The 15,743-nt window shown below is 31.5% G+C and carries 6 protein-coding genes; 2 read left to right on the top strand and 4 right to left on the bottom strand.

Annotation, left to right across the window (positions count from 1 at the left end; translation table 11 throughout):
- The first annotated feature begins 56 nt into the window (after nt 1-56).
- Together Q0842_RS10680 and hisS are read left to right on the top strand one after the other, a co-directional pair.
- Nucleotides 57-524: a DUF6495 family protein gene (locus tag Q0842_RS10680; RefSeq protein ID WP_298497856.1), complete on the top strand. Its 468-nt coding sequence runs from the start codon at nt 57-59 to the stop codon at nt 522-524.
- 55 nt (nt 525-579) lie between these two features.
- Complete coding sequence (gene hisS, locus Q0842_RS10675) at nt 580-1,956, top strand: histidine--tRNA ligase (RefSeq protein ID WP_298497855.1); 1,377 nt, start codon at nt 580-582, stop codon at nt 1,954-1,956.
- Between the two features lie 89 nt (nt 1,957-2,045).
- Here the strand turns inward: hisS and Q0842_RS10670 are convergent, their stop codons facing one another.
- From Q0842_RS10670 to Q0842_RS10655, 4 genes are all read right to left on the bottom strand, one after another.
- Complete coding sequence (locus tag Q0842_RS10670) at nt 2,046-3,611, bottom strand: T9SS type A sorting domain-containing protein (RefSeq protein WP_298497854.1); 1,566 nt, start codon at nt 3,609-3,611, stop codon at nt 2,046-2,048.
- Nucleotides 3,612-3,706: 95 nt separating this feature from the next.
- Entirely contained in the window at nt 3,707-6,895 is a 3,189-nt protein-coding gene (locus Q0842_RS10665; protein WP_298497852.1) for a LamG-like jellyroll fold domain-containing protein, read from the bottom strand.
- Between the two features lie 185 nt (nt 6,896-7,080).
- The gene (locus Q0842_RS10660; protein WP_298497850.1) at nt 7,081-14,883 is read right to left on the bottom strand and encodes a choice-of-anchor D domain-containing protein; all 7,803 of its coding nucleotides are present in this window, start codon (nt 14,881-14,883) and stop codon (nt 7,081-7,083) included.
- A 224-nt stretch (nt 14,884-15,107) separates the two neighbouring features.
- The coding region (locus Q0842_RS10655; RefSeq protein ID WP_298497848.1) for a MopE-related protein at nt 15,108-15,743 on the bottom strand (636 nt) is incomplete at its 5' end.

Here is a 15,743-nt window from a genome sequence, read left to right as displayed (position 1 = left end):
TATATTCTTAAATTTGCGCTCTTATTTTAAAGGAGCGCATTTTTTTTATTTTAATTATGAAGTATAGTAGACTTACAAAAGAACAGTTTGAAGAATTACACCAAGAATTTATTAATTTTTTGGCTACACAATCTATAACTGCTGATGAGTGGACAAATTTAAAAGCTAATAAACCAGATTTAGCTGAAATGGAATTAGATGTTTTTAGCGATTTAATTTGGGAAGGCGCATTAAATAAAGCAGAGTATTTAGAACATTTTGCACCTCAACATATGTATTTGTTTCACTTAGAAGAAAATAATATGCATGCTATTGTTGTGAATTTAAAAAATGATGTAGATATTACTACTCAAGAAGGATATGATTGGCTTCGAGAAAATTTAATGGACGAAAATGTTGAGTTCTTGCAAGCCGATAAAGAATACTCAGAAGATAAAAACTTAGATAAGTTTAAAATGATTGAACAAGGAGCTGTTATTACTAAAGGCGAATTGTACCAATATTTTTATAAGTTGATAAATTAAACACCTTTTTTTCTGTATTTTATACGGAATTCATTAAAATATTACCATATAACAAATGGCCCAAAAACCAAGTATTCCTAAAGGAACCAGAGATTTTAATCCAGAGCAAGTAGCAAAACGAAACTATATTTTTAACACTATTCGTGGTGCTTTTGAAACGTTTGGATTTCAACCTATTGAAACACCTAGTTTTGAAAACTCAGATACTTTAATGGGTAAATATGGTGAAGAAGGTGATCGTTTAATTTTTAAGATTTTAAATTCTGGTGATTATTTAGTAAAAGCCAATGAGAAAGCTTATTCAGAAAAAGATTCAAATAAGTTAACCTCTTCAATATCAGAAAAAGCTTTGCGCTATGATTTAACCGTGCCATTTGCGCGTTACGTAGTACAACACCAAAACGATATTGAATTCCCGTTTAAACGTTACCAAATCCAACCTGTTTGGAGAGCAGATAGACCTCAAAAAGGACGATTTAGAGAGTTTTTTCAATGTGATGCCGATGTGGTTGGAAGCAAGTCACTTTGGCAAGAAGTGGAGTTTATTCAGTTATACGATTCGGTGTTTTCGGCTCTAAAATTAGAAGGTGTCACTATTAAGATAAATAATAGAAAAATACTTTCTGGAATTGCCGAAGTTATTGGAGCAAGTGATAAATTAATTGATTTTACAGTTGCTTTAGATAAACTTGATAAAATAGGTGAGGAAAAGGTTAAAGAAGAAATGCGTTCTAAAGGAATTCTTGAGGAAGGTATTTTAAAATTACAACCCTTATTTACACTATCTGGTTCTTTTGAATCTCAAATTGAAAGTTTAAAAGGAATTCTTAATACTTCCGAAGAAGGACAAAAAGGTATTGAAGAATTAGATTTTATAAATAAAGCTATTTCTCAATTAGGATTATCAATTGCAACATTACAATTGGATGTTACTTTAGCTCGCGGGCTAAACTATTACACAGGTGCTATTTTTGAAGTAGCAGCACCAGAAAATGTTAAGATGGGCTCTATTGGTGGTGGTGGCCGTTATGATGATTTAACGGGTATATTTGGGATGAAAGATGTAAGTGGTGTTGGTATTAGTTTCGGTTTAGATCGTATCTATTTGGTTATTGAAGAATTAGGATTATTTCCAGAAACTGTTACAAAAAGTGTTGAGGTATTATTTATTAACTTCGGTGAGAAAGAGGCCCTTTTTAGTTTAAAAGCTATTAAACAAATACGTACACATGGTATTAATGCCGAATTATATCCTGATGCTGCCAAAATGAAAAAACAAATGAATCATGCCAATAAACGTAATATTCCATTTGTGGTTTTAGTAGGCGAACAAGAAATAGAATCAAACACATACACTTTAAAGAATATGATTTCTGGTGAACAAGATAAAGTTTCTCTTGAAGCTTTAGTATTAAAAATAAAGAAGTCCTGAAAGTTAATCCAGGACTTTATATAAGTTAAGTTTTGGTACAATTTAAATTGTGACTAACTTCAAAATAATTACATTAATAACTTAACTTTTTATTTATTAATTTTTAGTAGTTGTTTAGTAATTAAAACGTTGTTGTTTTTTTCAATAACCTTTAATAAGTACATACCATCTGGTAAACGAGAAGTGTCTATTTCTCCTTTGGATGTATTAAAACTGTAATTTCCTAATTGTTGGCCAAGAGTATTATAAATTTGTATTTTATTAATACTTGATGATGCTTCAAAATAAAGCATAGAGCTAGTAGGGTTTGGGTATATATTAAATGTTTTTATTATTGATTCATTAACTTTTAATGTAGCATCAGTAATTGATATATTTTGAGTTGTTTGATAATAACTACAATTACCTACAGAATATGTAATAGTATAATCGCCAACATTTGATGCAGAAAGATCTATTACACCGCTATTGCTATCAATAACCAATCCATTAGTACTAGAGAATGTACCACCTGCAATTCCTGATATTGTTGCAGTAGGATCACTATCATTAACATCATAACTACTTAAGCCAAATGAGAAATCGGCAAAATTATTGTAATGTATATCAATATAATCAAGTATAACAGCAGCATAATCTTTAGCAAAAGGCACTAAGGTTTGAGGTCTTGTATCGTATACATTACCATTGTAAGTACCAAGGTCTCTTACACGTCTATTAACTTCAGACATTATACCGTCAATATTTCCACTACCTCCAGTACCATCGCTTGCAGCTGGCCCAGAACCATGTCTTAAATTATTATAATAATCGCCAGCAAAATAAGCAAAGTTAAATGGTCTAGTATCATCACAACTGTTAGATGCGCCACTATCAAAGTTACTAGGTATAGTTCTGTAACCATTAGTAACACCACAACCAGGATTTATATTGTTATTATAAAAAGTTGCCGTTGTAGCTTTTAATTTAGAGCCTAAACTTTCACTACCTCTTATTAATTGTTCATGAGTTAATCCACCTAAGTTATTAGCTACTAAATTATTAATAGTAGAGTTGTTTATAATGGAAGTATCGTTTAAGTTTGAATTATTTAATTGTGTTGATGATATGTTATATCCCAGTTCAATTCTTGCAATTGAATGGCTTTGTCCATGTAAATCTATAAAAAGACCTTTCCCCCAATTGGTTTCAACCGAGTTGCTAGCTTGATCAATAAAATTATGAAATGCATTCCAATGGTCTTCTGCATCATTATCTCCACAAGTAGCTTCAACTATTTCTCTATTAGGATCTAGTTTAGATCTGTGTAAGTTGTTAATAATGATGTGTGCATAACAGCCTGTTAGGTTAAAAATTTCTGCTTGAATTTCTCTTATAAGTATGTCTGTATTGTCATCTCTTTCATTTGTGCCACAATTTCTGTCTGGCAAAGAAGTATCATTATCTGGATAATTAACTTCACCAATAGTATTTCCAGATAGCTTTACACCACCATGAGGTGCAGAAATTATTATTGGTAAATTTCCTGGTATATACTCAATATATCCTCTATTATCTCCTGGTGTTTGTTCATAAAAAATTGATATTCCTGGTGTTTGAGAATATGTTGAAAATATAGAAGCTAAAGCTAAAAAAAGGAATGTATTTTTGTTCATTATATAATGAGATTGAGAGTGTTAATGTTTAATATTAAGACACAATTTTTATCGTAAGTCACTAGACTCTCAATTTCTTTTTGTGAAATTTATAATTAGTTTATTAATACTTTTTTTGAAACAACTCCAAATTCAGTTTCAATTTTTAATATATAATTTCCAGTTTTAATTTGACTTGAATTATATTCTATATGATTATTATTTGTGTTGATATTAAACTTGAAAAGTGTTTGTCCTAAGATGTTAAACATTTCTATTGTTTCAATATGTTTTGAAGCTGGATTATTTACAACAATACTATTTTTTTCGTTTGAAAAATAAACTTCTATTTGATTGTTATTATTTTCTTCTGCACTTAAAGTGTTTGCTTTAGAAAATGTAATTTCAAAACGATTTAAATATTGCCCAGTTGGAAGGTAAGTTTCATATTTACTTTCTCTTAAATTATGATAAATACCTAAACCTTTGTCATGTAAATAAATCTCGATATCGTTAGGCGTATTTTCTAGCTCATCAATATTTATACTATTTAGTCCATCTGTTTTTGTATGAATTCCTAGAGGAAGAATAGTTTTTTTATTTATTTCGTTAATACCTTGAATGGTGTGTTTTTCGTTATTTATTAACCAATACATATCATCTATTTGTGTATCAATATATTTAGAGTCATAACCCCAATCATAATCTATAGTTGCATTTTCATCTGCGGTAATTAATAATTGTCTGTGCAAATTATTTACAGATTTAAATCCAATTCTTAACTTCTCTCTAACATCATTTTCATTTGAAGACTTTTTGTCATTATTCGTTTTATAAGCAGGTGTATTACTTTCTTCTACATGATATACGCGTTGCCCATTATTAAATATAATAGTTCCGTTTGTATCTGCAGTTGTATAAAATCCTTGGCCAACAGGTATATATCTACCAGGGACGTCTTTAGACGAACCACTTGTTGAAATAATTCCAGTATCAGTATTTTTTGATATAGCAGGAATACCTCCACAAAGTGAAAATGTTGCATATCCTCCTTGATATTCACTAGCTAAATGCGATGCACCTCCCCAATGTTTCCAGAAATAAAGAGTTCCATTTATGGCTCCTTCACCATCAATAGTAGATTTATTATCTTGAATAAACTTAACAGCATCAATAGCCGAAGGGTAGGGGTTACCAATTAAATAATCATTACCTTCATAAACTGTTAAACTAATATCTCCGTTATTAGGTTTACCTTCAAATGTATAGTCTTGTTCCTCTCCTACAGTTCCTGTTCCAGGACCTTTCATTGTGAAGCCTTCACCTGGAAAAATTTCGCCAGAGCTCCTTATATGCTGCCAAGAAGAATAATTATCACTTAGTCTGTTATTAAATTTCCAGATCCAGTAATCTGCAATTGATAATGGATTGCTAACTCCATCATAACCAGTAGATATAAACTTAACGTTTGTAAAAATATCTTTTACTGTATAATTATTATTTGTTGTAGTGTTATTTGTTTTACCTACTGGTGATGACCAATAGTTGTAAGTATATTTATCTGCAGTTCCTTTTAAATCTTTAACTAAAGTACCAGAACTTGTTTTATCTAATATGCTATTTTCTGATTGGATTAATTGAGAGTCTTTTTTTAAATTTAAAGTTCCATCTAGTTTTAAATACCAAGAATTAATTATTTGAGAATTTTTGTAAATTTTTAATGTACTTCCAGGATCTATTATTAGTCCTGCTGTATTCAAGTCTGTACTTATTTCTAAATTTCCATTTATTTGAATAATGGAATAGCCTGTAGTATTATTAAGATCCCAATTATTACCATGTAGCCAATTAGTTGAATCATGCCAGTTTCCATTACATGCTTTTTTAGTTACATAAGGTAAAGGTGCTGTATAGTCTTGGTTTTTTTGAAGAATAGACATGTTGTTAAGTTTGCCAGTAAAATTCAAGTTTGATTCATTTTGTACAAAACCAGAATCCCCATTTTTCATTTTAAAATAAAGTAATAAATCACTCCACAATAAACCATCAATATCTCTTGGTATTATTAAACCCCTAATTTGTCCATTGTTATTTTCAATTTCTTGATTAATTTGTTGCTGTAGTTGAATTTGAGATAAAGCTTTATTGTAAACTCTACATTCATAAATAGATCCTTCAAAATAATTGTCTTTAGAACCAGAATTTCTTCCAATTTCAAAATCATGGCCTAAATTCCATTCTTCAGTATTAATAATTGTATTTCCAATTAATTCACTATCAGAATAATTCCAAATTTCTTTTCCATTTAAATATAAAGTTATAAAGCCTGTAGTATTATTATATTTTAGTGCTGTATGGTACCAAATATCTTCATTTAAAGTGTGCTCTATTAATTTAGGTGTTTCGATTGCAGCTCCAATATTTGGTTTAATAAATGCATTTAATTTATTATCAGAATCTATAAATAATCTGAAGTTTTTTTGCCCCATTATGTCTCCTCCATCAAACCCTTGATCTAATTTAATCCAAGACATCATGGTTATTTCATTTTGTCCACCTAAGAACGGATCTGTATTTACATAATCATCTACTCCATCAAAATCTATTGTTTGGGGTGTACAAAAACTAAAATCGCCAATACCTGTTGCATGAGGACTGTTGTTATTGCAAGTATCACAGTCTTCCCATAGAAAAGAAACACTTTGTATGTGGTTAGAATCTGCAAAATTAACACCAACAATAGTATTAGTGCCAGAAGTTAAATTTGCAATAGCATTTACTTCGCCTGTTTCATTATTTGAAGTATAAGTTGGAGCAGTAGAGTTAGTAAATTCTGGGTAAATAATATTACCATATTTATCTTTGCCCGTTATGGTATATTTATCTCCACTACCATTATGAACATTTATATGGTGTATATCAAAAGAGAAAGCATATATTGGTTTGCTAAAAGTTATGGTGCATGTAATACCTGTACCAGAAAAACCATTACTTAATAAATCTAGGCCTTTGTATAAATAACTTGATTGTGTTCCTACTTTTGGAGTTTGTCCTGCCCAAAAACCTAATGTGCTGGTTTCTCCAGTAAAAGTAACTGTTATATCTGTTCCAGAATTATCAACATTTGTATATGTGTTAGATAGTTCTCCTGGTGGCCAGTATTGGTCATCACTTACTGTGCTTGTAGACCATTTTAAATTAAAGTTTTGTCCGCAAGTTGGAGTTTGATGAAGTTGTCCGTGTATTTTTGTGTTACAAAAAACGAGAGAGGACACTATCATTAATTTAATAGCAATTTGCTTCATATTAGGTTTTTATTTTGGGCTAAATAAGAGGTGTATTGTAACGCCTTATTTATATTTTCAATATACTGTTTATTTTTTAAAAATCGATTAAATGGTGTTAAAATCCGATAAAGTGTTTATTTTTAAATTAAAGCCCTAATAAATTTTAGGGCTTTAATTGCTTAAAAGAAACTTTTTTATCTTTTCTATTCTATCAATATTTTTTTAGAAATGGTCTTGTTTTCTGTTTTTAAGTTAATTATGTAAACACCCGATTGTAATTTATTAAGCCTGTATTCATTATAAGCTTTACTAAGTTCATTTTCTTTATTTATTTTCTTGAAAACGGACTGACTTAAAACGTTAAACAATTCTATTGAATTGATGTTTAATAATTTTGGGTTATTTATAACTAGGCTTTCTTTATTATTTGAAAAATAAACATCTAACCCAAGTTCCTGAAATTCTTCAGTACTTAAAGAAGAATTGTTAGAAAAAGTGATTTCAAATCTATCATTGTATTCTCCAGGTGTTAATGTTACACTAAACTTACTTTCTCTTAAATTGTGATAGGTATTTAAGTCAATATCATGAACAAAAATGTTTTTGTTACTGTCTATGTTTTCTAAATCATCAATACTAACTATAGCTGTTCCTTCTTTTGCTATCTTGAAACTAAATGGTATTTTTTGAGCTTCGTCAAAATTGCTAAGAGCTTGTATGATTAATTTACTGTCATCTAAATTCCAGTACATATCTTCTTTATTGTTTTCAATCATTAAGGCGTCATAGCCTAAATCATAATCCTTAGAAGCATTTTTATCTACACCAACTAATAACTGGCGGTGATACCCGTCTGGAGAATCAAACATTAATCTAATTTTTTCTCTAGTATCTATTTCTTTACTTGAACTGGTTTTTGATTTTTTACTTGTTTTAAAGAATGTAGAACCAGAGTTAGTACCAGAAACAATTTCTTTTTGAAAAATTCTTTGACTGTTTTTAAATTCAATATCACCACCTACAATTGGTTGTGTTAAACCAGTTAATCCACCATCATCTACTGCAGAAACAAAAAATCCTTGTCCAACAGCAATATATCTTTCTGGTAATTTAGTTCCAGAAACGTAAGTAGCATTGATTCTAGCATCTGTAGATATAGCAAGTGTACCTCCTAATAAAGTGTATATAGCATAGCCACCTTCATAGTCTGATAAATAATGACTATTTACCGAGAAGTGATCCCAAAAGTATAGTGCGCCGTTAATAACATTTGTTGAATTATTACCACCATCGGCAGTACTAATATTATCTAAAATGAATTGGTCAGCATCTAAAGCAGAAGGGTATGGGTTTCCAACCAAATATTCATTATCTAAGGTTATAGATAAATTAAAATCTCCATTATTTGGTTGGCCTAACATAACATAATTTTGATCTGGAGTCGCTGTACCAGGGCCTTTCATTGTAAAGCCTTCTCCTACAGAAAGTAATCCAGTACTTCTAACATGTTGCCATTCTGCATAAGCATCATTTGGTCTATTTGAATATTTCCAAATCCAATAATCTGCATTTTGAACAGGAGATGCTGTTCCATTATATCCAGAAGTTAGGAATCCAACATTACTTATTATATCGTCTACTGTATAGTTTGCATTGCTAGTTGGTGATACAGGAGAACACCAATAGTTATACAAGAAAGTATTTGAATAACCTTGTTGGTCTCTTTCTAATGTTCCAGAACTAGCTATATCAAAATCACTTTGATCTGTTTGTACTAATTGTGATTCACCCTCTAAATCAATAGAGCCATCAATTTTTAAATAATGTGTAACTGTTAGTCCAATACCAGTATTTAAAGCAGTATTACCATTAACCTGTAAATCACCACTATTAATAATTAATCCTTGTACTGCACAATCTCTACTTCTTTCAGTTGTAGCAGTTGCACCAAGATAAGTGTCGTGGTTTATTTCTACAATATTCCAATCAATAGGTGTAGTACCATCAATAATTGAAAATGAATTAGGTAGTGTTTGCACCGAGTTGTTTAACCAAGTAGCATCTGTATCCCATGAACCAGCTGCTTGTGTTTCATATGGTAGTGGTGCCGTTTGATAGTCTACTGTATTTAAATTTCTTAACGCGCCTTGATTGTTGTTCCCAGACATGTCATCTGTATTTGTATAAGTATAAACAGACATTGGGTAATACCCTGCTAAATCTGTCCAAGGAATAGAACTTATTTCGTTTTTTGAAATAGTTGTAGGTATCACATCACCATATTCTAGGGCTAAAGAAACATCATTTATAATTTCTTGGTTCATAATGTATCTAAGCTGTGTAGGGGTAAGGGCTGCATTCCATACTCTAACTTCGTCAATATTACCTGCAAAATAATCAGTTGTATTTGGATCCCATCCATCTGCTGCTGCAATAAGGAATTTTTGAGACGTTGCAACTGGTGATGCTAAAGAAGAAGCAATTGAGGCTGTATCCTCTACACCATCAATATACAATGTACCAGTTCCGCCAGAATATGTTACCGCAACTTGGTGCCATTCATTTTCTGGAATTACTACAGATGAGGTTATTGAAACAGCACCTCCATTCCATGCCATTTCTAATCTTCCTGATCCATTTATTTTTAAATCGTACCCTTCAGTAAACGCTGCATTTCTTTTAGAGACAATTGAAGCATTTACTGTTCCAGGGTCTCTTTTTATCCATGCAGATATGGTGAATGCACTTGTGTTTAAATCAATATTATTATCCATATCAATATAGTCTACAGCGCCATCAAAATATACAGAACGTTCAACTATAATTTGTGGTGCATAACCAAAAGTGATATATTTTTCACCATTAAAATCATAATTAGCTTCCAGGTTTCCATTACCATCTGGAGTTAATATTCGATAATCGGCAGTAGGGTCAAATATACCAGTATCAGATATAAACATGTAGTAACTTCCTGGTGGTGTAATGTTTCTAATGGCATTTTCAGGTATTCTTACTTTACAAGAAGGAATGTCTCCACCGTTTTCAACTACTTTCCATACACGTTGCATAGCAATAAATGATACAGGAGTAGATAAACCAGAAATCCCAGAACTCATATCTACACTTATTGCTGTTGATGCTAAGTTAATATCAACACCATTATTACCCCAAACTAGATATTCTCTATTATTAAAGTTTGTTGAGTTTGTTGCAATATTTGTATTGTTAGTATCATAAACATCAGATAAACCAATAGTTAAGAACCCGTTAGTTAAAGTAGGGCCATAGGCATCTGTTCCGTCTGATATAACATTTTGACTTTTTGATTGTTTTTGATTTAATTCTGAATCATCATCACGACCAATACCAGCAACATCAAAGTTGAAACCGCTATTAGCGCTAGCATCCCATATTACAGATCCTTGAGAGTCAATATAATCTGTATCACATTCAAAATCAAAAGCTTCTTTTGAAGTACCAAACTCTTTTAATGTTACTCCATATTTTATAGCTAAATAACTTTGAATTTTTTGTTGGTTTAGTGTTGAGTTTGGGCTAGAGTAACTAGCAAATTCACTTATTTTTCCATCTAAAAAAGAACTTAAAGCATGCCCGTTAATAGAGAATTGACCTGCACCTAAAGTATATCTTAGATTATTCAATTCTGCATGTAAAAGATCATTTCCAGTTCCTGACATACCAGTAGTACCAGCATGATTATCAACTCTTTTTCCGTTATAATAAATTTCACTTATTGCTGGAGAAACAGCTGTGTTTGATTTTACATTTAAAATCATAACATCTGTTCCAATATTATTTGTTGTTGCTGGTGCATAAGCTCTACCATAAGAATCTACCCCAGGAGTTGCACTTCCTGAAGTACTATTATTATAAGAACTTAACATATGAGAAATTAAATTGTCACTATTAAACCTTGAAGAGATTCTACCAAAGCCTAAACCAGTTCCATCAACACTAAATCCAACTTTTGTGAACTTTCCAGAAATAGGTGTTTGTGTGTTTGCTGTTGTTTTATCAAATGTATCATTAGTTTGAACAACTATCCAATAATCTTGTGTCCAATAACCACCTTTACCTTTCATAATGTTTCCATTACTTTTATCAAAATCGATAACTGGATTGTAATTTATATTATCATTAGTGTTGTCTTTGTAAATTGGACTTTCACTACCAAAGGCAGTAGCATCGTTATCAAAAGCTTGATCTCCCCATAATGTAATAGCAGTATTATCTGTTGTAGTACTTGTACCAACATCAGATTTTAACCATAATTTTAGGTTGTTATTAGCATTACCTGGACCATAAGTAGGATCTGATGGTGCTGTAATGTAATCACCTTTAACAAAAATATTATCAATTGCTACACCATCATCTATTAAAGAAGCATCACTAGCAAAAAGTACTCTAATCCAAACGGTAGATTGATTATCTAAAGCACTACTAGTAATAGAAGCTTCCATAAATTTTGAATTACTGTTAGAGCTTTCTGAGTTCAATCCAGTCCAACCATGTTGGTTATTAGCAATAGCATCTACATCTGTATCATTATACCAATTTAATCCATCGCCATTATTTCCTAGTCTTGTCCATCCTATAACACCAAATGGGTCTGTTGTGTATTGAACTTGAACACCGTCATTAACATCAGAGTCTGTGTCATGTTTTATGTCCATGAAAAAAGTAACATTGTTAAAACCAGAAGTTGATATAGCCATAGGGCTAGTTAAGTAAGTATAATAATCATTTCCATAATCATTAAAACTATCTACTCTCCAATAGTTTCCTTCTGAAACTAAGGTAGGTGTTGTTTCATAAACCCACGAGCCACTTTTTAGGAGTTCAGTACTAGATGTCCAGCCACCATCATTAGCATCAAAGTTTTCATAATAAATTGTATGTCCTGGAGTAATACCACTAACACCAGTACCTTGGATGTTAAAGTTATATGGATTTTCATTACTATCATTATTATTAATTGTAATAGTAGCCGTTCTTAAACCATCAGCACTTGGGTTAAAAGTTATATTAAACGTAGTAAATGAACTAGTTGCTATTGGTGTTGCTGGTGTAGCTGTTACTGTAAAATCTCCAGCGTGTGCACCAGTAATATTTACATATGGTGTTGTACCAGTTAAATTTAAAGGATTAGTTCCAGTATTTCTTATAGTAAAAGTTCTAGTATTTGTACCACCACTAGTACTAATTGTTCCAAAATCTGTGTCATCTAATAAACTTGGAGTTGTATCACCATCAGAAATACTTGTTGAGTTTCCTTCAATATCAATTTCAGGAACACCTGTTATTCCAGATCCTTGAATTACAAAATTATATGGATTTTCACTACTATCATTATTATCAATAGATATAGTTGCTTGAACATTTGTTATTATAGCAGTTGGTGCAAAACGAACAACAAAAGTAAGATCACTTCCACCAGAATTGATGCTATTTACAGCGGGTTGAGTTAAAATTGTGAAAGCAGCATGTCCACTTATATCAACCAAAGGTGATCCACCAGTTAGGTTTAAAGTTGCTGTGCCAATATTTTGAATAGTAAATGTATGGTCTATGGTTGAGCCTATAGGTGTATTTCCAAACTCAGTATCATCAGTAACTGCTGGTGTTGTATCACCATCATTAATATTAGTTCCATTTCCAGTAATATTTATTTCTGGAGCAGGATTAAATGAAGACCCTTGAACTACAAAAGTATATGGGTTTTCATTACTATCATTATTGTCAATAGATATGGTTGCTTGTACGTTAGTAACAATAGCAGTAGGAGCAAATCTTACAACAAAAGTAAGGTTGCCACCTCCACTAGCTATACTATTTGCAGTAGGCTGAGTTAAAATTGTAAAAGCAGCATGACCACTTATATCTATTATTGGAGTTCCTCCAGTTAAATTTAAAGTAGCTGTACCTGTATTTTCAATGGTAAATGTGTGGTCTAGTGTCGTAGAATTAGCAATAGCTCCAAATTCTGTATCGTCACTTGTCACAGGTGTTGTGTCGCCATCAGTAATAGTTGTAGCGTTTCCTAGAATGTTTATTTCAGGACCTGGTGTATAAGAAGACCCCTGTACTACAAAAGTATATGGGTTCTCACTACTATCATCATTATCAATAGATATGGTTGCTTGAACATTAGTAACATCAGCAGTTGGAGCAAACCTAACTACAAATGTTAAATCACTTCCACCAGATGCAATATTATTTGCAGTAGGTTGTGTTAAAATTGTAAAAGCTGCATGTCCACTTATATCAACTATAGGTGTTCCTCCAGTAAGATTTAAAGTGCCTGTACCAATGTTTTGTATTGTAAATGTATGGTCTAAAGTTGTAGAAGTTACTATTGAACCAAAATCTGTGTCATCTGTGGTATTTGGAGTAGTATCTCCATCAACTATTGAAACTGAATTACCTTCTATATTTATTTCTGGTGCAGAAGAGCTAATTCCTTGAACTAGTATTTCATCGAATGCTGCTCCAATATCTGTAACACTTCCATCAGATCCAAAAATAACTCTAAATTGTACTTGAGCATTTCCATCAAAACCTGCATTAAAAGCACTTAAGTCCATGTTCCTGTTTATCCAACCAGAACTATCTCCAGACCAGCCATCAGCATTATTAGTAATTCCATCAACATCAGTATCATTATACCAATTGCCTCCAACAACACCTAAATCTGCCCAAGTAGCTCCATTATTAAGAGAATATTCAACTTGCATACCATCCCAACCAGATTCAGTATTATACCAAGCATCAAAATCAAATGTTATGTTAGTATAACCAACTGTGTTTATTGTTGGACTCGTTGCGATAATATAAGTGTTACTATTATAATTTGTTGAATATCTTTGTGTGTAAAAATAATTTCCTGTTGCACCTGCAGAATGTGCTGCGTTAGTGCCGTTAATCCAAGCACCTGTTCCGGATCCTGTACTAGTAACGGTCCAGCCTCCAGTACCAGATGTGAAATCTTCAGAATAAATTGCTACTGGGCCAACAATACCAGTTCCTTCAATATTAAAAGTATAAGGGTTTTCATCTGAATCATCATTGGCTACACTAATTGTAGCTGTTCTTAAACCTGGTGCACTAGGGTTAAATGTAATTATGAAATTTGTGCTTCCGCCTGCCGCTATAGGAGAGGAAGGAATGGTTGTTAAAGTAAAATCTGAAGCATGTGCTCCAGTTATTGTTACATAAGGAGAAGCACCAGTTAAGTTTAATGGTAATACTCCAATATTTTCTATAGTAAATGTATTTGCATTTGTATCAGAAGCAATATCTACATCTCCAAAATCTGTATCATCTGTTGTGCTTGGTGTTGTATCACCAGAGGTGATTGAAGTGCTATTTCCGCTTATGTTAATTTCTTGAGTAGTTGATGCTAAATCTCCTTCTATTAAAATATTATCAATATAAAAGAATTCACCATTATCTAAGTTTTCAGCTTGAATTTGTAGACGTACTTGAGTGTTTCCGTTTGGTACATTAAAAGTATAAGGGTTAGAAGTTGCTGTGCCACCACTTGTATCCGTTTCTCCCCAATCTCTGTCTTCATTCCAATTATTACCATCAATAAGCTCTTCTATTAATGTGTAACTAGTTCCATTATTATAGGATATATAAAAATCTAAATCTTCATCATTATCTACATTATCAGCCCTAAATGAAACCGTTACAGTAACATTTGTATAGGCACTAATATCAACATTATCGAATATTACATCAGAATCTCTATTTGAGCCACTATTTCTTCGAAACCTTAAAGAATTTGGCGAAGATTCAAATGTTGTGTTGCTAATAGCTACACGATCTGTTCTTGAAACAGTATATCCTAAATCATCTGCATAACCAGATGCATTAGAATCGAATGATTGGCTAGCAATAGAAACTTGAGAGTATGAATAAGCCGAAAGCATTATACTTAAAATAAGAATAAAAGACCTTATTAAAAAAGTAATATTTTTCATAAGAGGTTAAATTTAGGTTGGGACTAATTATTATGTCTCAAAAGTATATTATTACTCCATGAAATACAAATATAATCGATGAAATGCATTATAATAATATAAGTACATGAAAATCAGTTATTTAAAATATTGTATTTGATTCCTTATTTTTAAAAAAATTAACAATATTTAACAAAAAAAGGGATGAATTTATATTCATCCCTTTTTTTAGTTGTTAACTAATATTAATACTTAATCAATCTCTTGTAAGAAGTTAAACCAGTTTTAATATCTACTATCTTAAATAAGTAAGGTGCTTGATCTAATTTATCTAAATCATCAACATTAATTTTACTGTTCATACTAGTATATTTTCTGTCAATTATAAGACGACCATTCAAATCAAATACTTTAATACTAAATTCATTATTATCAAAACCTAAAGGTAAGTTAATAGTAATATTATTATTAAAAGGATTTGGTGTAACCAGTATATTATTAATATTTAATTTATCTAGATCTAAAGTAGTTAGGTCTGATCCATCACAATCTTGATCGATACCATCATTTGCAACTTCTGGTGCTCCAGGATAAATAGTTAAATCAGTATCATCACAATCTGTGTTATCAATAACATATCCAGTTGGAGCAGTACAATCAACAATTGATATGTTAGGATTTCCAAATCCATCACCATCATTATCGTTATAATATGTGTTTCCTGTACCGTTATCTGTTACTTCCCACATACATGATGTAGTATTAAAAGTCGCTGTTTCATAACAAGCTGTCGCTGGTTCTGCCGGTTGAGATCCTGTTACTTCCCACATACATGATGTAGTATTAAATGTTGCAGTTTCATAACAAGCTGTCGCTGGTTC

This window comes from uncultured Algibacter sp. (genome assembly GCF_947495675.1).
GTDB lineage: Bacteria > Bacteroidota > Bacteroidia > Flavobacteriales > Flavobacteriaceae > Algibacter_B.
Note: the sequence above shows the minus strand (reverse complement) of the source record. Positions and strands in the feature narration are given on the sequence as shown.